The sequence below is a fragment of the Microbacterium aoyamense genome, from assembly GCF_023155855.1.
GTDB classification, from domain to species: domain Bacteria; phylum Actinomycetota; class Actinomycetes; order Actinomycetales; family Microbacteriaceae; genus Microbacterium; species Microbacterium aoyamense.
This window is the reverse complement of sequence record NZ_JAKNUT010000001.1, coordinates 934450-960301: the sequence shown is the minus strand read 5'-3', so window position 1 is coordinate 960301 and position 25852 is coordinate 934450. Positions and strand designations below refer to the sequence as shown.

The following is a 25852-nucleotide window of genomic DNA, read 5'->3' as shown; positions in this document are numbered from 1 at the left end:
CGCCGTCACCGCATCGCGAAGGGGTCGGAGGTGGCGTGGCCGGAAGTCTCGATCCAGACGCTCTTGGCCTGGGTCACCTCGGCGAGGCCCTCGAGGCCGTTCTCGCGGCCGTATCCGCTGTCGCGCCGCCCGCCGAACGGACTGCGATACGACACCGCGCGGTACATGTTTACCCACACCGTGCCGGCATCGAGCGCCGCGGCGACACGATGCGCCTTGCCCAGATCGCGGGTCCAAACGCCGGCCGCGAGTCCGAAGTCGCTGTCGTTCGCGATCGCGACCGCCTCCGCCTCCTCCTCGAAGCGGATGACCGAGAGAACGGGGCCGAACAGCTCGGTGCGCGCGACCTCCATGTCGTTGGTGACGCGGTCGAGCACGGTCGGCTCATAGAACCAGCCAGGGCGGTCGGGGCGCTTGCCTCCGGCACGGACCTCCACGCCGTCGTCGATCGCCTTCGCGACGCGCTGCTCCACGCCGTCGAGGATCTTCGTCTGACTGAGTGGTCCCATCTCCGTCTCGTCCAGCTGCGGGTCGCCGAGCACGATGCGACCCGCCCGCTCGGCGAGGCGATCCACCAGCTCGTCGGCGATGTCTTCCTGCACGAGCAGGCGCGAGCCGGCGATGCACGTCTGACCGGTGGCCGCGAAGATTCCCGAGACCACCCCGTTCACAACCGAATCGAGGTCCGGCGAGTCGAACACGATGTTGGCCGACTTGCCACCGAGCTCGAGCACCGTGGGCTTGAGCTCGCTGCCGGCACGTGCGGCTACGGTGCGACCCGATTCCACTCCGCCGGTGAAGAAGACCTTGCGTACGCCGCGATGGGCGACGAGCGCGTCGCCCGCCTCGGCCCCCAACCCTGTGACGACGTTGACGACTCCCCGCGGGAATCCCGCCTCGTGGAAGAGCTCCGCGAAGCGCACCAGGGATGCCGATGCCACCTCGGGAGGCTTGATCACCACCGTGTTGCCGGCCGCCAGGGCGGGCCCCAACGCCCAGCTGGTGAGCGCGACGGGGCTGTTGAACGCGGGAATGATGGCGATGACGCCATAGGGGTCGCGACGTGTGTAGTTCACGATCGCAGGGTCGTCGTGCACGATCAGTCGACCGTCGAGATGCTGCGCGAGGCTCGAGTAGTACTTGTAGTAGCGGCGCAGCGCCACGATCTGTCCGCGCATCTCGCGGATGACCTTGCCGATGTCGCGGGCTTCGAGCTGCGCGATCTCCTCGGTGTGCTCATGCAGCTTCTCGCTCAGTGCCCACAACAGTTCCGCGCGCTCGGATGGGCCGGTCAGGCGCCAGGTAGCGAACGCCGCCTCCGCGGCGAAGACCGCGGCATCCACATCCTGCGGAGTACCACGACGCACCTCTGCCCAGGGCGTCCCGGTGAGCGGGTCGTACGACGGGAAGTAGTCGGCGGCATCGTCGATCTGCGGGACGCCGTCGATCACGTGTCCGAAGCGTGGGGTTGTCACGACTGGTCCTTCCCGTCGTCGAAGCGAGCCTGGGCGAGCCCGATGACCTCGTCGAGCACGCCGAGGGCGATGTCGATCTCTTCGGGCTGGACCACGAGCGGCGGGGTGAGCCGGAGGATGTTGTTGTTCGAACTCAGGTAAAGCCCGCGCTGCCACGCGTCCTCGACCATGCGGCTCATCGGGCCGGCCGGTCCGTTGAACGGGACGAGAGGTTCCCGCGTCTCGCGGTCGCGCACGAATTCGACGCCGTAGAAGAGGCCGCGGCCGCGGACGTCTCCGATCATCGGATACCGCTCCGCGAGCAGGCGAAGTCCCGCGTCGAGGCGGGCGCCCTGCTCCCGCACATTGTCGAGGATGCGCTCCTCTTCGATGATCTTGAGCGACTCGACCGCAGACGCGCACGCGAGCGGGTGCCCCGCGTAAGTCTGGCCCGCCCAGAGCTTGTTGCGGTTGAGCCAGTCCCGAGCACGATCGCCGACGGTCATGGCACCAAGCGGCACGTAACCCGAGTTGAGGCCCTTCGCGCTGGTGAGGATGTCGGGCACCACGTCCCAGTGATCCACGGCGAACCACTCGCCCGTGCGGCCGTAGCCCGACATGACCTCGTCGGCGATGAGCATGATCCCGTACTTGTCGCACGTCTCGCGGATCGATCGCAGGTACCCGTCCGGCGGGACGAGGATGCCGTTGGTCCCGGTGATGGGCTCGAGGATCACCGCCGCGACGGTTGATGGATCCTCGTAGCCGAGGATCTCCTCGAAGTGCGGAGCTCCCAGACAGACGGGACAGGACTCCGGTGGCTGTCCGCTCGGGGTCCGGTACGTGTAGGGATCGAACATCCGCACGACGCCCGGCACACCCGGCTCCCCCGCGTTGTGCCGCGGGTCGCCGGTGGCGCTCAGGGCTCCCGCGGTGGCGCCGTGATAGGAGCGGTAGCGGGCCACGATCTTCTGTCGCCCGGTCATGTGGCGCGCGAGACGGATGGCGGACTCGTTCGCCTCGGCTCCGCCCGTCGTGAAGAAGCTCATCGAGAGGTCGCCCGGGGCGACGTCGGCGATCATCTCGGCGAGTTCCGTCCGCGAGCGCTCGGCGAAGCTCGGGCCGATGTACGAGAGCTGCTCTGCCTGGCGACTGATCGCCTGGATCATGCGCGGGTGCTGGTGGCCGAGATTGAGATTGACGAGCTGAGACTGGAAGTCGAGGTAGCGATTCCCCTCGGTGTCCCAGAACCACGAGCCCTCACCGCCCGCGACCGCGACCTTGGCGCGGATGCCCTGCACCGACCAGGAGCGGATGACGTGACGTCGATCCGACTCGAGCAGTCGCTCCGTTGTCCACTCCGCCGTCATCACGCGACCTCCGCTCCGAAGGTGGCCAGCCGCGCCAGCGGTCGTCCACCGGATGCGGCGACGGCAGCGACGACGATCTCACGCGGGCGCGGAGCGTCGGGGATCATGAGTGTGACGGTCTGGTGATGCGATCGCGTCGTGGCGTCGAGCTTGTGCTTGATCGGCACATCGATCGACTGTCCCGGGAGTCCGACCTTCTCAGCCGCCGGGAGCAGCGTGTCACCGCCCGCCGCGGCACGGAAGCGATTTCCGAAGCGGAGGTTGTGGATCAGAGCGGAGCCATGCTCGACCTCACCGTCGATCCCGACGAGGGCCGCCTTGCCGAACGCTTCGACCTCGGCCCCGAGCAGCTCAACGCACGGCGGGCCGACGAGGTCGCCCAGCTCTTCGCCGACGGCATCGGCGAGGGTGACGAGGTCGGCGACGTACTCCGCGGGAAAGGGGTTCTCGATGACGACCGCGAACCAGGCGATCACAAGACCGTCCACCGGCCGTCCGTTCTCGGACGAGACGACCTCACGGTGGCTGATGCGCTTTCGGACGGACAACTGCACGACGACTCCCACTGGTGGTTCTGTGACTGAACCGTTGGTTCACTGACAAGAGTCAGTATGACCATGTGGTGTCCAGGAGGTCAACCTGCGGATCGAGGATTAACGAGTTCGAAACGTAGAGAATCCGTCGGGTCCGCCCCCGAGCGACAAGGGAACACGACGGTCCGGCGCGCCGATGCGAGCCGGACCGTTCAGATCGTGGATGTCGGGGAAGAGCGGTGTCAGGCCTGTCCGACGCCACTGAGGTCGAAAGAGCCGCCGGCTCGGCGGGCTCGAGTGAGCACATCGCCCAAGTGGGTCGCGACTTCGATCACCGTCTCGGCCAGACCACCGAAGGCCTCCGGAGTGATTCGGTAGGTCGGCCCGCCGACCCAGACGGCGTACTCGACACGTCCGTCGACCCAAATCGGCGCCGCAACAGCGGCCAGGCCCGTCTCGAGATCGTCGTACGCCGTCGAATAGCCTTGCTCACGGACTCTTTCGAGCTCGTCCACGAAGTCGCGCCAGGTCGCGTATCGTCCCGCCTGGTTCCGCACCGCGGCGGACTCGAACGCTGGACGCACGACGTCTGCGTCGCGCCAGGCGAGCAACACCTTGCCCGTGGAGGTCCGCCACGGATCCTGAAGGCGGGGAACGGGTCGTACCGCGTGGCCGATCACATGCGGACCGGCCACCTCTGCCATCACGACGACGGTGGCGCCGTCCAACCGGTCGAGTCCGACCGTCTCGCGGACGGTCGAGGCGAGATCGCGGAGGATCGAGCGGGCGAAGTCGACCATGGCGCCGCCGCTGAGATCGCGGTGGAAGAGAAGGGACAGGGTCAGTGAGGTGCGGAAGCGGCGGGTCTCCGGGTCGAGGTCGAGCCAGCCCTCGCCCTGCAGCACCGCCAAGACGCGGTGACATGTCGCCTTCGCGAGCCCGGACGTGCGAGCGACCTCGGAGAGCCCGATCCCCTCCGGATGCGCCGCGACGACCCTCAGTACCGCGACGGTCTTGCTGACCAGGCCCAGCTCGCTCACAGCACATCCCATCCGACGGACCGGTCACGCGTTCGACTCGCCTGCGTGAATCGTGGCGCCCGAGGCGGTCCACTCAATGGTCCAGCTTATCAATCACCCGAGAGTACAGGTGAACAGCCGCGCAGCCGCGAGCGATGTCACAGACGCGCAACACGCGGGCATGCGTTCGAAACGATCACCCCGTAGCTTGCTCCCTACCGCGCACCACCCATCCTCGATCACGCGCCCGACAAGCGTCGTATGATCCGGCCGCTCAGGGCGGTCCCGACCAGGAGAACCATGGACGACTCCGGTACCGCGCAACACTTCCCCCGCCCGGCGCACCGCGCTCCGACATCGCGCTCGCGCGACCGCGACGACTCCGGCGATGCCCGCAGCGGCCGCGCCTGGCGCACGTGGATCTCGCCGATGTCCTACGGATGGCCGACGTACGCCGTCGACGACGCCTAGATCCGGGATCGCCGCACACGCGATCCGTTCCTACGGCAACGCGCACGAAAGGCCCGACGCGCCGCCTGCGGCGACACCTCGGACCTCTGGAGGGGATGACGGGAATCGAACCCGCGCTATCAGCTTGGGAAGCTGAAGTTCTGCCATTGAACTACATCCCCGTGCGAACGGACGCACCGCAAGCATAACAAGCGCGTCAGCCCGGGACGTACCCGCTCCAGATCGCAGCGCCGAAGTCGATCTGCGCCCCCGAGCACGACACGGAGCCGCTCGGGTACCCGCGGTGAGCCGCCATGCAGTTCGCAAGCAGCTCGATGTTGCCGCCGTACAGCGCAGCGTAGGAGCCCGAGGCCTGCAGCGGGCCCCACACGCGGAACTGGAAGATGTGCGCGAGTTCATGCGCCATCGCCCAGTGCAGCCGAGCGTCCGACCAGGCGGCGAGCCCTGCCGTGAAGAAGATCACCCCCGACGACGATGCGCATGCGGCGGCGCTTCCTCCGCCGCACGCACCGTCGAACTGCTGCAGCGGAACTCCTCCTCCGCCCACGCGGTCGAGAGCCGCGCGCACCCGCTCGTAGGCACCACTCGGCAGCGGTGCGTTCGCACGCACGACTCCCCCGCCGGCCGAGGGTGCGGCTGCCGCCGCGGCGGCGAGGCGCGCCTGCTCGGCATCGTACGCGGCGACGGCTTGCGTGACAGAGGCCGTGATCTCGTCGACCTGGGTCTTCGCTGCAGCGACGGTCGCGGCATCCTCTCGCTCGTCGAGCACGGTCTCCTGCGCGTCGAGCACGTTCGCGCGTGCGGACGAGACATCCACTTTTCCCTCCGCCGAGGCGAACGCCCTGCTCGCCTCGGCGACCGCACTCACGAAGTCTTCGCGGCGATCGAGCAGCACGGAGTAGACCGCCGTCTCACCGCGCACCAGCGCGAGATCATCGCCGAGGTCGGCTCCCGTGCGCTCGGCGCTCGCCAGCAGCCCGTCGAGACGCTCGACCTCGTGCTGCGCGGCCGCGAGTTCGGTGAGGAGTTCCGACCGCTCGGCGAGGATGCCTCCGGCCAGAACACACGCGCAGGCGACGAGGATGCCCCACCCCCGTCGCGCCCGAGGGCTCACTTCAGGAAGCCCGCCGACGAAGCCAGGGCGTCGAGCTGCGCGGCTGCCTGCGCGTGAAGGTCTTCGATCTGGATGGCGGCGCGCGCGTCGAGATACTGCTGCGTGCGCAGCGCGCTGTCGAGCGCGACGACACGCTCGACCTGCTGAGACCGGGCTGCGCGCAGCTCGTCGGCGCCGGCGTCCGCCGCGACGACGCACAGCGCCAGGAACCCGAGCACCGCGACCACGGCGAGCCATGTGGGTTTCACCCTGCGGATCGTGCGCGAGATGCCTCCGAACCACGCGGACGTCGGGGGCGAGATCGCGTCGATCGTCGAATCGGCCATGGTCTGCGTCCTCGGGGGAAGGGGATTCGTGCAGGATATTGCCAATCCGCCCTCGGGCGCGACCCCCGATTGTCATTATGCGCGGTCGATGGCTGATCCCAGCGCAAAGCGCCCGGTCAGCCGAGCGGCTCCGCCGTCTGGCGTGCTGCCCGCCCGGAGGAGCGGATGGCACCGACGCTCGCCGCGATGACGAGGGCGATGCCGACGATCTCGAGCCAGGACATGTGCTGCCCGAGCAGGACGAAGCCGGCGATGGCCGCCGTCGCGGGCGCGAGGCTCATGAGGATCGCGAACACGGATGCCGGAAGCCGGCGCAGTGCCATGAGTTCGAGCGCGTAGGGGATCGCCGAGGACAGCACCGCGACCGCGGCTCCGATCGCGAGAAGCTCGATCCGGAACAAGGCTGCTCCGGCATCCAGGATCCCGAAGGGGAGCGACAGGAGCGCGCCTGCGGACATTGCGAGGGCGAGACCGTCGAGGCGCGGGAACTCACGGCCCACCCGGGCAGAGGCGAGAATGTAGAACGCCCAGCTCGCCGCAGCGCCCAGCGCGAAGACGACCCCCAGCGGATCGAGGCGATCCCAGCCCCCACCGCCCAAGGCGACGACCCCGGCGAGCGCGAGAAGAGCCCACAGCCACGCCGAGGCGCGCTTGGCCGCGACGATCGACAGCACGAGAGGGCCGAGCACCTCGATCGTGACGGTGACGCCGAGCGGGAGGCGCTCGAGCGCCAGGTAGAAGAGCGCGTTCATGACGGCGAGCACGAGTCCGAACGCGAGCACGGCAAGCCACCCGTCGCGCGAATGACCGCGCAGCGAAGGTCGTGCGATGACGAGAAGCACGACGGCCGAGAAGACGAGGCGCAGCATGACCATCCCGAGCGGTCCGACCGCGGGGAACAGCAGGACGGCGAGGGACGCCCCGACCTCTTGGCACGCCAGTCCTGCGATGACCAGCAGGAGGGCAGAGGTCTGCCCGGATCGTGCGCGCACGAGGAAGATCAGCCCGCGGCGGGCGGCGCGCACACCGGGCGGGCGGCGATCGCCTGGTGGTACTGCTCAGCCGTCCACGGCAGCCCCGCCTCGGGAGCCGTCTGGCCCTCGGCCGCCGGGGCCTTCGAAGCGAGGGATGCGAGTTCCCACGCGAGCGCCCCCGCCTGGTTGGTCGCGGAGTTGTTGAGGACGACGACGACGGTGAGGCCGGTCGAGGGGTCGGAGTACGCGGCCGTCGAATAGCCCGGCACCCAGCCGCTCTGCCCGACGAGCGAACCCGAGAGGACCGCGCCACCGGCCGTCGTCAGCCACGACGGAGCCTTGGCATAGGTGGGCTTGCCCCCCTCGAACCGATCCGCTGCGGCTTCGGAGGGAGCCGAGGCGCCGGTCGCCAAGGCCTGCACGTAGTGGCGCATGTCGTCGAGCGTCGAGACCACACCGGAGTCGGTGTAGCCGATGCTCGAGGAGACCTCGGTGATGTCGAGGGGTTCGACGCAGTTCACTCCACCCTCGATGGGCAGCGAGACGAGGCCGGTCAGCGGGTCGCCGCTGGGTGCGGCCGGCTTGACAGACGGGAGCTGAGTACCGGTGAGGCCCAGGGGCGCGGCCACATACTGCTGGATGAGGGCGGAGGCGGTCTTACCCGTCGCCCGCTCGAGGGCGAGGCCGAGCAGGACGTAGCCCGCGTCGGAATCGCGGAAGCCCTCACCGGGCTCGGTCGTGCGATCGGCGCCGAGCCCGAAGCTCGCCAGCTCGCGCGGGTTCCAGACACGTGACGGGTTCGCGATCCACAGGGGTCGCAGCTGCCCGGAGTACGAACCGATGCCGGACGTTCCATCGCAGAGGTCACCGAGCGTGACGTCCGTCAGATCGGCGACGCCGGACACGTACATGGGCACGGGATCATCGAGGTTCACTCTGCCCTCTGCGGCGACGGCGTACAGCACGTCGCACGTCATGGGACGAGTGAGCTGACCGACGCGGAACGACATGTCGGTCGTGACGGCGTCGGAGGAACCGGGGTACTGCGTGCCGACCCCAGCCGTCCAGGCTCCGCTCCACGGCGCCCACACGCCGACGATGGCCCCGGATGCTCCGGTGGCGGCCATCGCGTTGGCGACGGCGTCGTCGAACTGCGCGGTCACGTCGTCCGGGAACGCGCGGTCGACCTGGGGAGGGAGGGTGACCTCGGTCTGCGGTGAGACGGAACAGGCCGCGAGCGCGACGACGAGCGCGACGACGGCACTGGCGGCCGCAGCGATCCGCGCCCTGGTTCTCACTCGCATCACCCCCGGTCGTGCATTGAATTCAAACACACCAGAGTAACGACCGTGCAACGGCCGTCCGTAGGCTGTGAAGTATGACGCACATCTTCGACGAATCGGTGCGGTCCGCCGTGCTCGGGCACATGAACGGCGACCACGGTGACGACAATCTGCTCATCGCCCGCGCATTCGGCCCGGACGCCGACGCGACGTCGTCGACGATGGTCGACTTCGACGGCGACGGCGGCGACTGGCTCGCCGTCAGCCCGACGGGGGGAACGGTCGATGTGCGCGTGCCGTGGCCGGGGGGCCCCATCTCGGAGCGCCCCGAGGTGCGCCGCGAGATCGTCGCGCTGTACGACCTCGCGTGCGGGCGGCTCGGCGTCGCACCGCGACCGCACGCCTGACGATTTCGCGGTGGTTAGGTTGCCCTAACTTCCCGTATCATGGCCGCATGAGCGACGTCATCTCCTTCTCCACCGCGCTGCGCGAGCGCTCGTCGGGTGCGCACTCGGGCAGCGAGCACGCGGGCTTCATGGCCGACCTCGTGCGCGGCGAAGGCACTCGCGACGACTACATCGCACTCGTCGCGCAGCACTGGTTCATCTACGAAGCTCTCGAGCGCACGGCCGGGCAGATGCGCAACGACCCCGTGGCATCCGTCTTCATCAGCGACAAGCTCACCCGACTGCCCGCTCTCGAAGCGGACCTCGAGTTCCTCCTCGGTCCCGATTGGCGTGACGTGATCGAGCCGCTGCCCACGACGAGGCGCTACGTCGAGCGCATCGACCAGGTCGGCGCGACGTGGGCGGGCGGGTTCGTCGCGCATCACTACACGCGCTATCTCGGCGATCTGTCCGGCGGTCAGTTCATCGGGCGCCTGATGGCCCGCCGATTCGGCTTCGAGACCAATGGCATCGGGTTCTATCTGTTCGACGACATCGCCGACCCCGCCGCGTTCAAGGACGTCTATCGCGAACAGCTCGATGCCGCGCCGTGGGATGCCGCCGAACGGGAGCGCGTCATCGACGAAGTGCTGCTCGCGTATCGCTTCAACACCGAGCTCTTCGAGGACCTGTCGCGCGCGAAGGCCGCCGACGTCGCCTAGCCCGAAAGCCGGGGCGTGGATGCCTCGCGTCTGACATCCGCCATGAATCGGCGCACGTCGAGGTCGACGCGGATGTCGCTCGGCCGCAGCGGCCGCGTGAGGTAGAGCCCCTCGAGCGACGTGAGTCGCGAGAGCGCGACGTACGTCTGACCCGGCGCGAAGGCGCCCGAGCCGAGGTCGACGATCGCCCGGTCGTACGTCTTGCCCTGAGACTTGTGGATCGTCACGGCCCACGCGAGGCGCAGGGGGAACTGCGTGAACTCCGCCACGATGTCGCGTGTGAGCGATTTGGACCCTGGATCGTAGGCGTAGCGGTACTTCTCCCACACCGCGGGCTCGACGTCGAACTCGTCGCCGTCGACGTCGACGCGCACCGTGCCGCCCGCGATGCGGGTCACCCGCCCGATCGTTCCGTTGACCCACCGGGGCGGATCGGGGAACGAGCCGCGGTCGTTGCGCAGGAACATGACCTGCGCGCCGACCTTGAGCTTGAGCTGCGGGTCGGCGGGGTACCCGGCATCCCCCCGCCCGAAGTCCCCGTTCACCTCGGCGACCGCCGTCTGCTCGCGGCCCTTGAGCGCCTCGAGGTGACGGCGATTGATGCCGTTCACGATGTCGTTGCGCGTCGCGAGCGTGATGATGGGCGGCTCGTCGTCGGATGCTATGGGCGGAACCCGTGCGCCGGCCTCGTTGAGCTTTCCGGCGATATCGGCCGTCACGACGCCGTGGCGCACGGCGTTGAGCATCGCCTTGAATCCCGCGTCGGACTGCCGATGGATGTCGACGAGCTCGCGGATGTGCAGATCCGTGCCGTGGCGACCGAGGTCTATCAGTCCGTCGCTCTCGGCTGCGGGGGCGCCCGCCCACACGTGGGCGTCGAAGAACCAGAACGACCGGTAGTGGTCCTGCACGTAGCGCAGCTCGTCGCCCTTGGGCGGCACCGGTGCGAGCTGATAAGGGTCGCCGAACATCACGATCTGCACGCCGCCGAACGGCTCGTTGCGCCGACCGCGGGCCATGCGGAGCGAGCGGTCGATGGCATCCATCAGATCGGCGTTCACCATCGAGATCTCATCGATCACGAGGGTCTCGATCGCGTTGAGGATCTTGCGCGTCGCGTCGGACTGCTTCTCGTCGGTCGTGCCGATGAGGCCGATCGGCAGGCGGAAGAGCGAGTGGATCGTCTGACCCTCGACGTTGAGGGCAGCGACGCCGGTGGGTGCGCACACGGCGATCTGCTTGGACGTGTTCCAGGCGAGGTACTGCAGGAGCGTGGACTTGCCGGTGCCTGCGCGCCCTGTGACGAAGACGTGCTCGTTCGTATCCTCGATGAGCCGGAACAGCGCCTCCTGCTCGGCAGACAGCGGGGGCGTGTTCACCGATCAATGCTAACGAGCGGACGCCGCGCTCTGCCGGTGCACGCGCGCGACCGGTGCGAAACCGCGCGGATGTGACGGTTCGGGAGGAGCCGGCTCCCCGTCTTCCTAGACTGGGGACGTGAGCCCCCCGCAACCGAGCGACTCCACCCCGGCCGGGCGGCGTCCGCGCCTGGCGCGCGATCTCGTCGTGCTGGGCATCGTCGGGGTTCTGCTGGCGGGTGCGGTGTGGGCCGGTGTGGCCGTGATCGGCAAGCAGTTCTACAGCGCTTCGGCGTTCGTCGAGCGCTACCTCTCGCTCATCAGCGAAGGACGCGCGAGCGAGGCGCTCGCGATACCGGGCGTCGCCGTCGATTCGACGGAGCTGGATGCCGCGGGCCTTCCGCCCTACGCGTCGGACGCACTCCTGCGCCGTGCTGCGATGGCGGCGCTGAGCGACGTGTCGATCGTGTCCGAGGTCGAGGTGCCGGACGCCACACGCGTGACCGTGGCCTACCGCGCCGGCACGTACGAGGGAACGACCGTGTTCGACGTCGTGCGCGCCGGCCAGATCGGCCTCGCGCCCACGTGGCGCTTCGGCACGAGCCCGCTCGCAGTCATGGACCTCGTCGTCAAAGGCTCGATGACCTTCGAGGTGAACGGCTTCGAGGTCGACAAGCGACAGGTGTCACCGGACGGAGTGGATGCCGATCCGCTCGCCCCCGTCGCGATGCTCGTCTTCTCCCCCGGCATCTACTCCGTCGCGGTCGACACCGCGATCTCGGCCACCCCGGGTGTCGCGGTCGTCTCGGACAGCCCGTTCACCGAGATCCCGGTCGAGGTGCAGGCGCACGCGACCGATGAGTTCGTCGCGGTCGTGCAGGACCGCGTCGAGGAGTTCCTGACGGCGTGCGCGACACAGCAGGTGCTGCAGCCGACATCCTGCCCCTTCGGCTACTACGTGCAGGACCGCATCGCGTCGCTGCCGACCTGGTCGATCGTGCAGCAGCCCGCGGTGACGCTCCAGCCGGAGGGAGCGGGCTGGGTCATCCCGCCGACCGACGCCGTCGCGCACATCGAGGTCGACATCCGCTCGATCTTCGACGGCTCGGTGGACGCGGTGAGCGACGACGTGCCCTTCATCGTCACCGCGACGATCGCGATAGCCCCCGACGGCACGGCCACGATCGCCGTCGGCGGCCCCGACACCCGCTGAGGTCGCTCAGCGGCCGGCGCGGGCGTCCTTCTCGGCGAGCGCGGCGAGGCGGGCATTGTACTCCTCGAGCTCGGCATCACCCGTGCGATCCGCGTGGCGGTCGCGACGCTTCTGCATCCGCTCGTCGGATCGGCTCCACTGGATCGCGACCGTGATCGCGAGGATGAGCGTCGGGATCTCGCCGACAGACCACGCGACGCCGCCGCCGACGTACTGGTCCTCGAGCGGCGTCGCCCCCCACGTCCTGCCCATCGAGCCGAACCACTCGGCGACCATGAGTCCGGACTGCATCATGATCGCGATGCCGAAGAACGCGTGCATCGCCATGACGCCGATCAGCAGGAGGAGCCGACCCGCGTACGGCAGTCGCCAGGGCACGGGATCGATGCCGATGAGGGTGAGGGCGAACAGGTAGCCCGTGATGAGGAAGTGCGCGACCATCCACTCGTGCCCGAGGTGGTCGTAGAGCGACCAGCGGAAGAGGTCGGTGTAGTAGAAGACCCAGAGCGAGCCGATGAAGAGTCCGGCAGCGACGAACGGATTGGTCAGCACGCGGGCGACGGGCGAGTGCACGGCCCACAGGATCCATTCGCGCCCGCCGCGGGTGCCGTCGTCGCGCTTGTGGATCGCGCGCGCGGCGAGGGTCACGGGTGCGCCGACGACCAGCAGCGCCGGGATCGCCATGCTCAGGAGCATGTGCCCGATCATGTGCATGCTGAACAGGTAGTCCTGATAGACGTTGACCGGGCCCGCGGTCACCCAGACGAGGAGCAGGAGCCCGAGCATCCACATCACCGTCCGGAACACCGGCCACTGATCGCCGCGCTTGTAGAGGCGCCACACACCCGCGACGTACAGGAAGAGCCCGAATCCGGCGGCGAAGGCCCAGATCAGGTCGACGTTCCACGATGTGAACCAGCGGTCGATCGTGAGCTCGGGCGGCAGCGGCGCGCCCGTGAGCACCTCGGCGGGGGTCGGCCGCTCGGGGATCACGGCCGGCACCGGCGGAGGCGTGCGCGCGAGCGCCGCCGCCGCGCCGCTCGCGATTCCCATGAGCGCGAGTTCCAGAGCGATGAGTCCCCAGAAGCGTCGGGATGCTCCGTCCTCGCGCAGACGGCCGATGAGCCGCCGACGGTACCAGGCGGCGAGGACGCCGATCGAGACGAGAGCTATGACCTTCACGATGAGGATGAGCCCGTAGGGCGAGAAGAGCGCCGAGACGTCGCGCAGGCCGATCGCGGCGCGCACGGTGCCGCTGATCGCGACGACGATGAAGGCGGCGAGCGCGATGCTGGAGTATCGCGCGAGCATCGTCGCCGTCTCGTCGCGCGTCTGCAGGGGCCGGACGATCACCATCAGGAGCAGCCCGCCGAGCCACACGGCGGCGGCGATGATGTGCAGGATGAGCGCCGTCATCGCCTCGTGGTGGAACGCCTCCTCGCCCGAGTGCCCCTGTGTGCCCATCGGCACGAGCGCGGCGATGGAGAGGATCGCGACGAAGAGCGTCGCCGTCCAAGAGCGCACGGCGAAGGTCAGCACCGTCAGCATGGCCCCGGCGACGGTCGTGATGAGCCACGTGCGACCGAACTCGGTCTCGACGAGGAAGCGGCCCAGTTGCGCGCCGAATTCGGGACCCGCGCTGAGCGATGGGTTGAACGCGTCGATGAAGCTCAGGAATCCGGTCGCCGCGGACGAGATCGTGAAGATCGCGGCGGAGATGGATGCTGCATCCAATGCGGCATCGAAGGGGCGCTCCCCCGCCTCGAGCGTGAACAGCGCCGTTACCAGCACGCCCACCATCCCGGCGGCCGAGAGGTTGACGAAGAGCTTCGCGATCGGCAGGCTCCAGCGCACGAAAGCGCCGGGGTCCCCGGTCGTGAGCTCTGCTGCTCCTCCGCCATACGCGAGGCCCCACACGATCGCGACGAGTGCGGCCACGATCAGGATCGCCGGGCCTGCGGCCCGCAGCACACGCGCGTTCACCACTCAAGCCTACGTGCGTCGGCGTTTCGTTCCGGTCGCGCTCGCGAGCAGGGGTCGTCGAACGAGCGCAGCGAGACGAAACGACGAAGGGGGGATGCCGTGGCATCCCCCCTTCGTGTGCGAAGTCGTTACTTGACCGCAGCCTTCAGCTTCGAGCCGGCCGTGACCTTGACGCGCTTGCCCGCGGGGATCTTGATCTCGGCGCCGGTCTGCGGGTTGCGGCCCGTGCGAGCCGAGGTGGCGACCTGCTCGAACGAGATCCAGCCCGGGATCGAGACCTTGCTGCCCTTGGCGACGGCCTCCGAGACCGTGGAGAAGAGGGAGTCGAGCACGCCCGAGACGGCGGCCTGGCTCTGACCGGTGGCGCTCGCGATGCTCGCGACGAGTTCGGTCTTGGTGATGGACTTGTCAGCCATTGGGTTGTCCTCCAAAAGGCGACAGATGCGCCGCCTCTATTGCTGGGACCGGTTGGCGAGTGCCCCCCGGCTGGTCGGATCGACCGCCTCGACTATAGCCAGAATCCGCGGAAAATCGCGGATTTCCGCCGTGCGCGGACACATCCGGCGGCGTGTCGGGGTTCAGATGTGACGAATGTGGCGGTTGTGACGCGCGTTTCACGCCCGCGCGCCCGCGATGACTCCCCGCGCCGTGCGCGCGAAAGCCGGCGCGACGCGGTCCTGTCCGTCGAGGTAGCCGCCCACGAGAGCGGCGTCGCGGAGCAGGACGAGGGATGCCGCGACCTCCGCCGGTTCGCGAAGTCCGGCACCCGCGGCGAGCTGCTCGAGGGTGCTGCGGAACCACTCGCGGTGGTCGGCGATCAACGCGCGCACGGGTCCGCCGTCGGGGTACTCGGCGGCAGCGTTGACGAACGGGCAGCCGCGTGTGTGCCGATCTCGGATGTCGGCCGAGATGCCCTCTACGACGAGCTCGAGCAGGACGTCGGGGTCGTCGGAGGCGGATGCGGCGACCGCGAACAGATCGCGCAGGCCGCGGTCCTCCCCCTCGAGGTAGGCGAGGACGAGGCCCTCCTTGCCCGCGAATTGCTTGTACATCGTCGCGCGGGTGACGCCGGCGGTCTCGATGATGCGGTCCACACCCACCGAGTGGATGCCCTCGCCGTAGAAGAGCTCGGTCGCCGCCTCGATCAGTCGCTGCCTGGCCGACGCCGGGCGGGCGGGCGCGGCATCCATCGTCGTGCTCATGTCTTCATTCTCTTCCATTGGGAATACCCTTGCGTAGATAGAACGTTCGGTCTACCATCGTAGCGTAGCACCGATCCCATCCCCGAAGGAGAACCATCATGAGCAAGAAGACGATCGTCCTGATCCACGGCCTGTGGATGACGCCGAAGAGCTGGGACACGTGGGCCGAGCGCTTCCGCGCCCAGGGCCACGAAGTGATCGTGCCGGGCTGGCCCGGCATCGACGATCGCGAGGTCGCCGACATCCGCCGCAACCCCGAAGCCCTCGAGGGGATCGGCATCAAGCAGATCGTCGACCACTACGACCGCATCATCCGCGCCCTGCCCGAGAAGCCGATCATCATGGGCCACTCGTTCGGCGGACTGTTCACGCAGATGCTCGCCGACCGCGGGCTCGGCGCCGCGTACGTCGGCGTGACCCCCGGTCAGCCGGCGGGGATCACGACACTGCCGCTGTCGACGCTGTGGACCGGCACGCCGATCCTGTCGAATCCCTTCGGCCGCAACGGCGCGAAGCCGCTGTCGAAGAGCCACTTCCACTTCACGTTCGGCAACGACCTGCCCCGGGACGAGTCGGATGCGCTGTGGGAGGAGTACGCCGTCAACTCCTACAACCGCGTCTTCTTCGAGGGCGTCGGTGGGGCGTTCAACGAGAAGGGCGGGGCATCCCACGTCGACTACGGCCGCACCGACCGCGCCCCGCTCCTCATCATCACGGGCGAGAAGGACCACATCGTTCCGCCCGCGATCGGCGAGGCCATCGTGAAGAAGTACAAGGCGACCGGCAGCCCGGCCGTCGTGGACTACAAGTACTACCCCGGCCGCACGCACCGCATCGTCAGCCAGGACGGCTGGGAGGAGGTCGCCGACTTCGCCCTCGAGTGGGCGACGTCGCACGCCGCCTGACCTTGGAACGACGAGGGCCCCGAGATCCGGAGATCTCGGGGCCCTCAGTGCTGTGTGGTGCTTACCAGCTCGACTTGGTCACGCCGGGCAGCTCGCCACGGTGCGCCATGTCACGGAAGCGGACACGCGAGATGCCGAACTTCGTGAGGACACCGCGGGGGCGACCGTCGATGACGTCGCGCGAACGCACGCGCACGGGCGACGCGTTGCGGGGCAGCTTCTGGAGGCCGACACGGGCCGCCTCGCGCTGCTCGTCCGTCGACTCGGGCGAGACGAGCGCCTTCTTCAGTTCGGCGCGCTTGGCGGCGTAGCGGTCGACGACCACCTTGCGCTGCTCGTTGCGCGCGATCTTGCTCTTCTTAGCCATGGATCAACGCTCCTCTCGGAATTCGACGTGCTTGCGGATGACCGGGTCGTACTTCTTGAGCACGATGCGGTCGGGGTTGTTGCGGCGGTTCTTGCGCGTGACGTAGGTGTAACCCGTGCCCGCGGTCGACCGCAGCTTGATGATCGGACGGACGTCCTGAGCCTTCTTGGCCATTAGAGCTTGACCCCCTTCGCGAGGAGATCCTTGACGACGGACTCGATGCCGCGTGCGTCAATGACCTTGATGCCCTTGGCCGACACGTTGAGCTTGATGTTGCGCCCAAGCGACGGCACGTAGTACGTCTTCTTCTGCACGTTCGGGTCGAAGCGGCGCTTCGTCCGGCGGTGCGAGTGCGAGATGCTGTGACCGAAGCCGGGAACTGCTCCAGTCACCTGGCACACTGCTGCCATAGTGATGTCTCCTTAGTACCGTGGAGCCGGACGGCCCCACCCAAGATCCCTTGTCTGCATCCCCCTGCTCGGGCACGGCGAAAGCCGCATTCGAAGAGGTGGGATACGTACTGCGTGCTGGAGTGCGCGCAGACAAAGAGTCAGTCTAGCACGGTGGGTCCTGCGCCCCTGCCCCAGCGGAACGCCGACACCGAGGGATCGCCCGGGATCCAGAAGCGCCAGGGGAAGGCATCCGTCCCCGCGACGCCGGCGACCCCGACGCGAGGTCCCGATGCGAATGCCGTGAGCGGCTCGTCGCGCAGCCACAGCCGCGCCGTGGCGCCGTGCCGGGCTGCGGCGGTGATCGCGTCGATGCCGTCGTGGGCGGGATGCCGCAGCCCCACGGCATCGCCGAGCCGGCCGGGTCCGCGCGCGAGGTCGCGCGGACTGCGCGCAGCCGGACGGCGGCGTGCCGCGGCATCCCTGCCCGCGACGATCTCGCCCGCGCGCAGGAGGATCCCGCCCGCGACCCCGTCGGGACCGCACACCACGTTGACGCAGGAATGGATGCCGTGGCTGAGGTACACGTAGAGGTGGCCGGGCTCGCCCCACATCGTGGAATTGCGAGCCGTCCGGCCCATGCGCGCGTGCGATCCGGGGTCGGGGACCTCGCCCGTGCCCTGCCCGTGGTAAGCCTCGACCTCGGTGAGCCGCACGGCGACCTCGACGCCGTCGACGGCTGTGCGCAGCAGTCCGCCGAGCAGACGCGGTGCCACCGCGAGCGGCAGGTCGGCGAGCTCTTCGCGCGTGGCTGCGTGCAGGGTCACTGCGGTGGCACCCGGCACCACGAGATGTCGAAGCCCGAGACCGTCTCGACCGGGGCGCCGTCCGAGATCTGCACGATCCGGGTCTCGAGCGTCTCGGGCAGAGGCAGCTGATAGGTGTCGTACGGATTGTCTACGGCGCTCGGCGCGACGAGCACCGCCGCGTACCGGCCGCTGGGCGACGCGCACACCTGCACGAGGGCATCCTCGACCGGAACGTCCGAGACGTCGCTCACGGTGCCGTCGTCGCTCACGAAGGCGACCGAGGTCCCCTCCGACACGAGGCCGGTGTCATCGAACCGCCCGTACGTGCGCAGGGTCCCGCCGCCGGCGACGGGCAGCACCGACCGCAGTGTGCCGAGCGATTCCTCGCCGTCGGCCGCGACGAGCGGCTGCTCGCTGCCGTCCGTCAGGTCGATGACGACCATGCCCTCGAGGCGCTCGACGATCGCGTCCGTACCCGCGACACCCTCGATCGCGAGGGCCGTGCCGAGGGATGTCCCGGCTCCGCCCGTCGAGCCCGTGAGCATGAGCGTGCCGTCGAAGCCGAGGAGCAGGATGCTGTCGGTGTCGGGCACGAAGCGCCACTCCGCGACCCGCGGATCAGCGCCCTCGACGACGATCGGTGTGGGGTCGGCATCCGACGCCCCCGCCGCGAGGGACGCCGTGAAAAGTGCGCTCTCGAGTCCGCCGTCGGCCCCCAGGTCGGCGTCCGAGAACGTGTAGCCGATGACCTCGCCGCGATCAGCGGCCTGCAGGTTCGAGACGAAGCCGCTGCCCGGCAGCGGCAGCGGACGTATCCCCCCGCCGCTCGGACCACTCACGATGAGCGAGGCTTCGTCCTCGTCGGTCCGCACGGACATGACGAGGTGGGATGCCGTCGCACGGAAGTCCTCGATGTGCGAGGACGTGAAGATCGGCAGGGTCTCGCCGGCGAGATCCGCGCGCAGGACCGTGTCGCCGTCGCCGTCGCCGTCGGCGCCGCCGCGCTGGAGCAGGTGGAAGTCGACAGCAGGGGTTGTGAACGACTCCACGATCGTCGCCGTCGCACCGCCGCCCGTCCCGGTCACGTCGGCGATCGAGACCGTGTACTGCGTCTCGTCCCACAGCGGCTGCGTGAAACGCACCCCGACGCTGCGGCCCGACGTGTCGACGGTGAACGGCACGGCCGGATCGACCGTGACCTGCGCAGGGTCGACGTCGGCGAGCGCCTGCGACGTCGTCACGATGAGCCGCGCACCCGACGACACGGTCGCGGCGGCGGGGTCCACCTGCACCGCGGTCACGCGAGGACCCTGCACGACGCCGACGGCGGCCGCGCCCGCGCCGATGACGGCCAGTGCGCCGAGCACGATGCCGAACCCGCGGAGGTACGCGCGGCGGCGGCGGGCGCGATCCCGCTCGCGCCGCGACCCGGCCGCGCCGCGGCGCGTCGTGGGCTCAGTACTCATACGGGTCCGTCGGCTCGTCGATCGCCTCGACCGACGACGCGTCGATCACGAGACGTCCGTCGGGCATCGAGCGCACGGTGCCTTCGACCGTGACCCACTGGCCCGTGCCCGGCGCCGAACCCGATGCCGAGACGGGGATCGTCGCGGTCTGCGCGTCGATGACGCAGTGCGTGATCACGAGGCGCGTCAGCCCGAAGCCGTTCTCGCCGTCTGTGACGAAGCCGGTGAGCGTCACGTCGTCACCGTCGAACGCCTCAGGATTGGTCGCCGTCGCGAAGACGGCCGACCATTCGCCGATGCCGAACGAGGCCGTGTCTCCTGTCGTTGCGAGAGCGACGGTATCCGCCCCGGCGAAGAGCGGCGGCGCGCCGACGTCGCGCGACATGGCGAGCTCCGCCGACAGCGAGGCGGGCGGGAGCACGAGGGTCGCGAGGGCGACGATGGATGCGACGACCCCGCCCGAGATCGAGGCCGCGAGCCCGACACGGTCTCGGCCGTGGTGGTGCTCGTGATCGTGCCCGTGGTCCTCTTCGTCGCCGAGCGGCAGCGCGAAGCTCGCGATCGCCCCCAAGAGGACGAAGACCGCCATCCCGACGGCGAACCACGACGATTCGGGGTTGATGTAGAGACCCAGGCGGCCGGTCGCGGCGAGCGCGATCGTCACGGCGGCGATGATCGACGCGAGTCCGACGCCGAGCCAGCGGGTCGCGAGGCTATGCCACAAGGTTGACCACCGCCCCGATCGCGAAGGCCGACAGCACGACCACCACGACGAGACCGGCGAGGGTGCGGGTCGTGAAGGTGGTGCGCAGCAGCGCGAGCATCTTGACGTCGACCAGGGGACCGACGAGGAGGAACGCGACGATCGAACCGGGCGTGAAGGTCGATGCGAACGACAGCGCGAAGAACGAGTCGACGTTCGAGCAGATCGACACGACCATCGCGAGCGCGATCATCGCGACGATCGACAGCGCCGGGTTCGATCCGATCGCGAGGAGGACGTCGCGGGGGATGAGCACCTGCACCGCCCCCGCGAGAGCCGAACCGATGATGAGGGCGGGCATGACGGCGCGCAGCTCGATCACGAACTGAGCGATGCTGCGCCGACCCTTCCCACCGGGCTCGTCGAGCACGAGCTCGCACGTGTCGCGGAACCGGTCGGTGAGCAGCGCGTCGGGGGACGGATGCCGGCTGTAGAGCCATCCGATGAGGTTCGCGATCGCGTAGCCGCCGATGAGGCGCGCGATCAGGATGCCGTCCGAGAATCCGAACGCCTGGTGCGTCGTGATGATCACGATGGGGTTCACGATCGGCGCCGCGATCAGGAATGTGAGCGTTTCCGGCACCGAGAAGCCGCGCATGAGCAGGCCGCGCGCGAACGGCACGTTGCCGCACTCGCACACCGGGACGATCATGCCGAGGAGGGAGAGCACGGCTCGCCGCGCCCACGCCCGCCGCGGCATCCATCGCTCGATGACACCCGGCGGCACCCACACCTGCACGACGATCGACAGCACGACGCCGAGCGCGACGAACGGCAGCGACTCGATCAGTACGCTGATCGCGAGGGTCAGGCCGTCCTGCGCACGCGTCGGCAGCGCGTCGGCGAAGAAGCCCGGCGCGAACGCGTCGATCGCGAAGAGCGCGCCCACGACGACCGCGCCGATGCCGAGCGGGACGAGAATGCGCCCCGCGCTCTGCGGGGGTCGCCGGGTGCGCGTGGCCTCGCCGGTCGGCAGATCAGTCCGCGACACGCTCGCTCGCCCGGGCCGCGGTGCAATCCGAGCACAGCCCGAAGATGTCGACGATGTGCTCGGCTTCGCTGAAGCCGTGGCTCTCGGCGGTGCGCCGGGCCCAGTGCTCGACGTCGGATGCCTCGATCTCGACGGTCTTGCCGCACGACCGGCAGATGAGGTGGTGGTGGTGACCGCTGGTCGAGCACGCGCGGTAGAGCGCCTCACCCTCGGGGCTCTGCAGCGAATCCGCGTCGCCCTGCGCCGCGAGTCCCGCGAGCGCGCGATAGACGGTCGCGAGGCCGATGCCCGTGTTCTCATCGCGCAGCGTGGCGTGCAGCGACTGCGCGCTCACGAAGCCGGGGGCGTCGGAGAGCGCTTCGCGCACGCGCTCGCGCTGCCACGTGTTGCGCTGGACCATGGGCCGGAGTCTACCTTTCGCGCTTCTGACGGGCCTGGGAGTCAGACGCGCGTGACGCGATCCCGGCGGGCGCCGATCCCTCGGCAGACGAGATAGATGACGAACGAGATCGTCGTGATGTAGGGGCTCACCGGCAGGGTTCCCATGATCGCGAGCAGGATGCCGCCGACGGCCGAGACGAAGCCGAACAGACTCGCGAGCAGCGGCACCGCGAGCGGCCCGGTCGCGATCCGCATCGCGGCGGCGGCCGGGGTCACGAGCAGCGCCATGACGAGCAGCGCGCCGATGATGTGCACGCTGACGGCGACCATGAGCCCGAGGAGAAGCATGAACCCCAGCGAGACAGCCGTCGTCGGCACGCCCCGCGCGGCCGCGGCCTGCGGGTCGAGCGAGTCGAAGCGCAGCGGCCGCCAGATGAGCAGCAGCCCTAGGAGCACGAAGGCGCTGATGCCGATCAGCCAGCCGAGTTGGCCGGTCTGCACCGACACGATCTGCCCCGTCAGAAGGCTGAAGCGGTTCGCGCTGCGTCCGTCGTAGAGCGACAGGAAGAGGATGCCCAGGCCCAGACCGAACGGCATGAGCACGCCGATGATCGAGTTGCGGTCACGTGCCCGCGCGCCCAGCCAGCCGATGATCGCCGCGGCGATGAGGGATCCCACGATCGAGCCGGTCACGACGTCGACCCCGATGAGCAGCGCCGCCGCTGCGCCTGCGAACGAGAGCTCGCTGATGCCGTGCACCGCGAAGGCCATGTCGCGCTGCATGACGAAGACGCCCACGAGGCCGCCGACCAGCCCCAGAACTGCTCCCGCGATGACCGAGTTCGACACGAGCGCGAGGATCTCGGCGTAGTCGGGGAGTCCGCCGAACATGGCGTCGGCGATGTCGGCCCAATTCACGACTGCTCCTCGTGGTGGTGGTGCGACTCTTCCGCATCCGGAGCGCCGACGACGACGAGCCGGTCGCCGGCCCGCAGCACGAAGACGTGCGCGCCGTAGAGATCGGTGAGTACGTCCGACCGGAGCACCTCGGTGGGCTTGCCGAGCATGAACCGCCCGTTCGCGATGTAGAGGATGCGGTCGACCTTGCCCAGCAGCGGGTTGATGTCGTGCGTCACGAGCATGACGGCGGCGCCGGTCTCCTTGCGGTGCCGGTCGATGAGGCCGAGGACGGCCTGCTGATTCGCGAGGTCGAGACTCGTCAGCGGCTCGTCGCACAGCAGCAGCCGTGGATCGTCGGCGAGCGCCTGCCCGACGCGCAGGCGCTGCTGCTCGCCGCCCGAGAGGAGCCCGACGGGCCGCTCGGCGAAGGCCGTGGCATCCACCGCCTCGATCAGCGCGTCGACGCGCGCTCTGTCTCCTCTTCTCGGGACGGGGAACCCGAAGCGGTGTCCGTCGATGCCGAGCGCGACGAGGTCGCGACCGCGCAACGACGTCTCGCGCGGCAACGGGCGCTGCTGCGGGATGTACCCGATCCGACGGCTGCCTCGGCCGCGCACCGGCTCACCGAGAGCGGTGATCGTGCCGCCGCTCAGCTGCTCGAGACCGAGGATCGCGCGCAGCAGCGTCGTCTTGCCCGAACCGCTCGGCCCGAGGATCGCGATGAGCTCGCCCGGCTGCACATCGAGGTCGAGGCCGCTCCACAATTCGCGATCCCCGCGCCGCAGCGACGCGTCGCGAATCGTGAGCGCCGGCGTCACGGTGCCAGCGCCTGGCCCAGCGCCTCGATGTTCGACTGCATCCACGAGAGGTAAGTCTGGCCCTCCGGCAGCGTTTCCGTGAAGTCGACGACGGGGATCGCCGCCCCATCGGCCTCGTCGGTGACGGCGGTCGTCTCGGCGCCGCCGGTCTGCGCGTTGACGACGACGAGCTCCACCGTGCCGCCGCGCAGCAGCTTGAGCGCTTCGAGCATCGTCGCGGGAGGCACGTCCTGGCCCTCTTCGACGGCTTCGGTGAAGGCGTCCGGCGCGACGTTGACGAGCCCTGCTGCATTCGTCAGGTAGAGCGGGACGGGCTCGGTCACGAAGATCTCGGCGCCGCCGTGCGCTGCGTCGAGATCCGCAAGGCCGGCTTCGAGGTCGGCGATGCCGGCGAGGAACTCGTCGAGGTTCGCCGTGAACGTCGCGGCGTCATCGGGGGAGATCTCGCTCAGCTCCTCGGCGATCGCCTCGGCGACGTGCTCGATCGTGTGCGGGTCGTACCAGACGTGCTCGTTGAAGCCCTCGACGTGGTCGTGGCCCTCGTGGTCGTGGTCGTGGTCGGCCTCTTCGGTCGCCTCGTCGTCGTGCCCCTCGTTCTCGGGCCAGTCGTGCGAGAGCTCCACGGCGGTGATGACTGCGGCATCCGTCCCGCTCGCGTCGATGAGAGTGTCGACGAACGCGTCGTACCCACCGCCGTTCTCGACGACGAGCGCCGCGCGCGAGACGGCGAGCTGGTCGCGGGCGCTCGGCTCGAAGGAGTGCGGATCCTGCGAGGCCGACGACACGATCGAGGTGACGTCGACGAGATCGCCGCCGATCGCCTCGACGATCTGGCCGTACACGTTCGTCGATGCGACGACGGCGATGCGCCCGTCGTCAGTCGTCGGCGTGGATGCGCAGCCGGCGAGGACGAGGACGGATGCCGCGGCCAGGGCGGTCGGAAGCACGATGCGTCGAGTGGTCACGCGTCGAGCCTAACGTTATTGATAATCGTTCTCAAATCGTGGCGACGTTCACTCTTTTCATCGATGAACTTCCGGTTCACACACGACCCGCCCGCCAATGAACTTCCGGTTCACACATGACTCACCCATCCATGAACTTCCGGTTCACACACGACCCGTCCGCCAATGAACTTCCGGGTCACATACGAAGGGGCAAGGGTGTGAGCCGGAAGTTCACCGCAGCCCACGTGTGGAACGTGCAGGTCGGACCCCGTGAGAGGCGTCAATGGTGTGAACCGGAAGTTCATTGCGGTCGGAGGGGTATCGACGCCGGAGACGACACGCCGATCGCAGAACAGACCGGGTGTCAGTCCAGGAGCAGCGCGGGCTCCTCGAGCACCGACGCGACGTCCGCGATGAATCGCGAGACCCCGTCGCCGTCGACGACGCGGTGATCGAAGGATCCCGACACCGTCGTCACCCAGCGGGGGCGCACCTCCCCGTCGACGACCCAGGGCTTCTGGCGGATCGCGCCGAGCGCGATGATGCCCACCTCCCCGGGATTGATGATCGGAGTGCCGGCATCCATCCCGAACACGCCGATGTTCGTGATCGTGATCGTGCCCTGCTGCTGGTCGGCGGGTGTGGTCTTGCCCTCGCGCGCGGTGACGGTGAGCTTCTCGAGCGCGCGAGCGAGACCCTGCATGTTGAGGTTCTGCGCGTCCTTGATGTTCGGCACGAGCAGTCCGCGCGGTGTGGCCGCGGCGATGCCGAGGTTGACGTAGTGGCGCACGCGGATCTCGGCGCCGTCCTCGGCGTCGATCCACGCGGCGTTGACCATCGGGGTGCGGCGGACGGCCCAGATGACCGCGCGCGCCATGATCAGCAGCGGCGAGACCTTCGTGTCGGCGAAGTCGGGCGACGCCTTGAGCCGCTTGACGAGCTCCATCGTGCGCGAGGCGTCGACGTCCGTCCACACCGACACGTGCGGCGCGGTGTAGGCGCTGCGCACCATGCCCGATGCCGTCGCCTTGCGGACGCCCTTGACGGCGATCGTCTCTTCGCGCGACTCGTCCACGGGGGGCGCGACCTGGATCGTCTCCTCGCGCACGGGGCTCCACTCGGGCGTCTCGAGGTTGCGGAAGACGGACGCCTGCGAGGCGTGCTTCACGACGTCGTCGCGCGTGACCTCTCCGGCGGGTCCGCTCGGCTTCACCGCGCCGAGGTCCACTCCCAGGTCGCGTGCGAGCTTGCGGATCGGGGGCTTCGCGACGACGCCCACGGAGGCCTCGACCCGCTGCTCGGCCGTGACGGCGGGCTTGCGCCGCCGCGACGTCACGGCACCGCCCGTGCCGTACCCGACGAGCACGGCACCCTCGCCCTCGGACTCGGCTTCCGCCGGCTCGCCGTGCTCGCTCTGCCCGACGACGGATGCCGCGGCCGCCGCATCCGCGATGGTGATGATCGGCGCGCCGACGTTGACCGTCGCGCCCTCTGCGACGATGAGCTCGCCGACCGTGCCCGCGAAGGGTGACGGCAGCTCGACGAGCGACTTCGCCGTCTCGATCTCGACGAGGACGTCGTTGACGGCGACCGTGTCGCCGGGCGCGACACGCCACTGCACGATCTCGGCCTCGGTGAGGCCCTCGCCGACATCGGGGAGGACGAACGTCTGAGTGCTCATCGGGTATTCCTTCCATGAATCCGGTCG

29 protein-coding genes and 1 tRNA gene are annotated in these 25852 nt (G+C 69.1%); 5 read left to right on the top strand and 25 right to left on the bottom strand.

Translation table 11 applies throughout. The features are described 5' to 3' along the window. Positions 1–5 precede the first annotated feature (5 nt). The 4 genes from MA876_RS04990 to MA876_RS04975 form a co-directional block, all read right to left on the bottom strand. Entirely contained in the window at positions 6–1475 is a 1470-nt protein-coding gene (locus MA876_RS04990; RefSeq protein WP_248146601.1) for an aldehyde dehydrogenase, read from the bottom strand. Next, positions 1472–2824: an aminotransferase class III-fold pyridoxal phosphate-dependent enzyme gene (locus MA876_RS04985; RefSeq protein ID WP_248146600.1), complete on the bottom strand. Its 1353-nt coding sequence runs from the start codon at positions 2822–2824 to the stop codon at positions 1472–1474. The genes MA876_RS04990 and MA876_RS04985 overlap by 4 nt, the downstream gene beginning before the upstream one ends. Continuing rightward, positions 2824–3378: an amino acid synthesis family protein gene (locus MA876_RS04980; RefSeq protein ID WP_248146599.1), complete on the bottom strand. Its 555-nt coding sequence runs from the start codon at positions 3376–3378 to the stop codon at positions 2824–2826. The genes MA876_RS04985 and MA876_RS04980 overlap by 1 nt, the downstream gene beginning before the upstream one ends. Positions 3379–3599: 221 nt before the next feature. Then, positions 3600–4397, bottom strand: coding sequence for an IclR family transcriptional regulator (locus MA876_RS04975; protein ID WP_248146598.1), 798 nt, complete (start codon positions 4395–4397; stop codon positions 3600–3602). Positions 4398–4676: 279 nt separating this feature from the next. Between MA876_RS04975 and MA876_RS04970 the strand changes: the two genes are divergently transcribed. Further along, entirely contained in the window at positions 4677–4847 is a 171-nt protein-coding gene (locus MA876_RS04970; RefSeq protein ID WP_248146597.1) for a hypothetical protein, read from the top strand. Positions 4848–4934: 87 nt separating this feature from the next. Here MA876_RS04970 and MA876_RS04965 read toward each other — a convergent pair. The 5 genes from MA876_RS04965 to MA876_RS04945 all read right to left on the bottom strand — a co-directional run bounded on the left by MA876_RS04965 (position 4935) and on the right by MA876_RS04945 (position 8565). Further along, positions 4935–5008: transfer RNA gene (locus MA876_RS04965), tRNA-Gly, on the bottom strand. 35 nt (positions 5009–5043) lie between these two features. Further along, positions 5044–5961, bottom strand: a complete 918-nt coding sequence (locus MA876_RS04960; RefSeq protein ID WP_248146595.1) for a hypothetical protein — start codon at positions 5959–5961, stop codon at positions 5044–5046. Further along, the gene (locus MA876_RS04955; protein ID WP_248146593.1) at positions 5958–6287 is read right to left on the bottom strand and encodes a hypothetical protein; all 330 of its coding nucleotides are present in this window, start codon (positions 6285–6287) and stop codon (positions 5958–5960) included. Before MA876_RS04955 ends, MA876_RS04960 begins: the two co-directional genes overlap by 4 nt. A 116-nt stretch (positions 6288–6403) precedes the next feature. Further along, positions 6404–7279: an EamA family transporter gene (locus tag MA876_RS04950; protein WP_248146592.1), complete on the bottom strand. Its 876-nt coding sequence runs from the start codon at positions 7277–7279 to the stop codon at positions 6404–6406. Positions 7280–7287: 8 nt separating this feature from the next. Continuing rightward, entirely contained in the window at positions 7288–8565 is a 1278-nt protein-coding gene (locus tag MA876_RS04945) for a serine hydrolase domain-containing protein (protein ID WP_248146590.1), read from the bottom strand. 74 nt (positions 8566–8639) lie between these two features. Between MA876_RS04945 and MA876_RS04940 the strand changes: the two genes are divergently transcribed. Next, the gene (locus tag MA876_RS04940; RefSeq protein ID WP_248146588.1) at positions 8640–8951 is read left to right on the top strand and encodes a DUF2470 domain-containing protein; all 312 of its coding nucleotides are present in this window, start codon (positions 8640–8642) and stop codon (positions 8949–8951) included. 47 nt (positions 8952–8998) lie between these two features. After that, positions 8999–9652, top strand: coding sequence for a biliverdin-producing heme oxygenase (locus MA876_RS04935; RefSeq protein ID WP_248146586.1), 654 nt, complete (start codon positions 8999–9001; stop codon positions 9650–9652). Here MA876_RS04935 and MA876_RS04930 read toward each other — a convergent pair. Continuing rightward, entirely contained in the window at positions 9649–11031 is a 1383-nt protein-coding gene (locus MA876_RS04930; protein WP_248146584.1) for an ATP-dependent DNA helicase, read from the bottom strand. The two genes, MA876_RS04935 and MA876_RS04930, sit on opposite strands and share 4 nt — an antisense overlap. 118 nt (positions 11032–11149) lie before the next feature. Here MA876_RS04930 and MA876_RS04925 point away from each other — a divergent pair, with 118 nt between their 5' ends. After that, the gene (locus MA876_RS04925; RefSeq protein ID WP_248146582.1) at positions 11150–12223 is read left to right on the top strand and encodes a hypothetical protein; all 1074 of its coding nucleotides are present in this window, start codon (positions 11150–11152) and stop codon (positions 12221–12223) included. 6 nt (positions 12224–12229) lie between these two features. On the opposite strand, the gene MA876_RS04920 is transcribed toward MA876_RS04925, so the two are convergent. The 3 genes from MA876_RS04920 to MA876_RS04910 all read right to left on the bottom strand — a co-directional run bounded on the left by MA876_RS04920 (position 12230) and on the right by MA876_RS04910 (position 15408). Further along, positions 12230–14206: a bifunctional copper resistance protein CopD/cytochrome c oxidase assembly protein gene (locus MA876_RS04920; protein WP_248146580.1), complete on the bottom strand. Its 1977-nt coding sequence runs from the start codon at positions 14204–14206 to the stop codon at positions 12230–12232. A 128-nt stretch (positions 14207–14334) separates the two neighbouring features. Further along, on the bottom strand, positions 14335–14622 hold the full coding sequence (locus MA876_RS04915; protein ID WP_179435630.1) for an HU family DNA-binding protein: 288 nt from the start codon (positions 14620–14622) through the stop codon (positions 14335–14337). Between the two features lie 198 nt (positions 14623–14820). Beyond that, positions 14821–15408, bottom strand: a complete 588-nt coding sequence (locus MA876_RS04910; RefSeq protein WP_248146578.1) for a TetR/AcrR family transcriptional regulator — start codon at positions 15406–15408, stop codon at positions 14821–14823. A gap of 98 nt (positions 15409–15506) precedes the next feature. On the opposite strand from MA876_RS04910, the gene MA876_RS04905 reads away from it, so the two are divergent. Next, on the top strand, positions 15507–16313 hold the full coding sequence (locus tag MA876_RS04905) for an alpha/beta hydrolase (protein ID WP_248146576.1): 807 nt from the start codon (positions 15507–15509) through the stop codon (positions 16311–16313). 61 nt (positions 16314–16374) lie between these two features. On the opposite strand, the gene rpsN is transcribed toward MA876_RS04905, so the two are convergent. From rpsN to MA876_RS04845, 12 genes are all read right to left on the bottom strand, one after another. Continuing rightward, positions 16375–16680, bottom strand: a complete 306-nt coding sequence (gene rpsN, locus MA876_RS04900) for a 30S ribosomal protein S14 (RefSeq protein ID WP_248146573.1) — start codon at positions 16678–16680, stop codon at positions 16375–16377. A gap of 3 nt (positions 16681–16683) precedes the next feature. Further along, positions 16684–16854, bottom strand: coding sequence for a 50S ribosomal protein L33 (gene rpmG / locus MA876_RS04895; protein WP_005051772.1), 171 nt, complete (start codon positions 16852–16854; stop codon positions 16684–16686). Continuing rightward, positions 16854–17090, bottom strand: coding sequence for a 50S ribosomal protein L28 (gene rpmB / locus MA876_RS04890; RefSeq protein ID WP_150449445.1), 237 nt, complete (start codon positions 17088–17090; stop codon positions 16854–16856). The genes rpmG and rpmB overlap by 1 nt, the downstream gene beginning before the upstream one ends. A 140-nt stretch (positions 17091–17230) precedes the next feature. Beyond that, complete coding sequence (locus tag MA876_RS04885; protein WP_248146571.1) at positions 17231–17896, bottom strand: DNA-3-methyladenine glycosylase; 666 nt, start codon at positions 17894–17896, stop codon at positions 17231–17233. Further along, positions 17893–19344, bottom strand: a complete 1452-nt coding sequence (locus tag MA876_RS04880) for a hypothetical protein (protein WP_248146569.1) — start codon at positions 19342–19344, stop codon at positions 17893–17895. Before MA876_RS04880 ends, MA876_RS04885 begins: the two co-directional genes overlap by 4 nt. Then, on the bottom strand, positions 19334–20068 hold the full coding sequence (locus MA876_RS04875) for a TIGR03943 family putative permease subunit (protein ID WP_248146567.1): 735 nt from the start codon (positions 20066–20068) through the stop codon (positions 19334–19336). The genes MA876_RS04880 and MA876_RS04875 overlap by 11 nt, the downstream gene beginning before the upstream one ends. Further along, the gene (locus tag MA876_RS04870; protein ID WP_372491485.1) at positions 20058–21098 is read right to left on the bottom strand and encodes a permease; all 1041 of its coding nucleotides are present in this window, start codon (positions 21096–21098) and stop codon (positions 20058–20060) included. The genes MA876_RS04875 and MA876_RS04870 overlap by 11 nt, the downstream gene beginning before the upstream one ends. Then, the gene (locus MA876_RS04865) at positions 21085–21498 is read right to left on the bottom strand and encodes a Fur family transcriptional regulator (protein WP_248146565.1); all 414 of its coding nucleotides are present in this window, start codon (positions 21496–21498) and stop codon (positions 21085–21087) included. Before MA876_RS04865 ends, MA876_RS04870 begins: the two co-directional genes overlap by 14 nt. A gap of 41 nt (positions 21499–21539) precedes the next feature. Beyond that, positions 21540–22397 carry a metal ABC transporter permease gene (locus MA876_RS04860; RefSeq protein WP_248146563.1) on the bottom strand — a complete coding sequence of 286 codons (858 nt, stop codon included), beginning with the start codon at positions 22395–22397 and terminating at the stop codon, positions 21540–21542. Next, on the bottom strand, positions 22394–23197 hold the full coding sequence (locus tag MA876_RS04855; protein ID WP_248146561.1) for a metal ABC transporter ATP-binding protein: 804 nt from the start codon (positions 23195–23197) through the stop codon (positions 22394–22396). The genes MA876_RS04860 and MA876_RS04855 overlap by 4 nt, the downstream gene beginning before the upstream one ends. Continuing rightward, a complete protein-coding gene (locus MA876_RS04850; RefSeq protein ID WP_248146560.1) occupies positions 23194–24162 on the bottom strand; it encodes a metal ABC transporter solute-binding protein, Zn/Mn family in 969 nt (322 codons plus the stop codon). Before MA876_RS04850 ends, MA876_RS04855 begins: the two co-directional genes overlap by 4 nt. Positions 24163–24508: 346 nt before the next feature. Continuing rightward, positions 24509–25825, bottom strand: coding sequence for a dihydrolipoamide acetyltransferase family protein (locus tag MA876_RS04845; RefSeq protein WP_248146558.1), 1317 nt, complete (start codon positions 25823–25825; stop codon positions 24509–24511). Between the last annotated feature and the right edge of the window lie 27 nt (positions 25826–25852).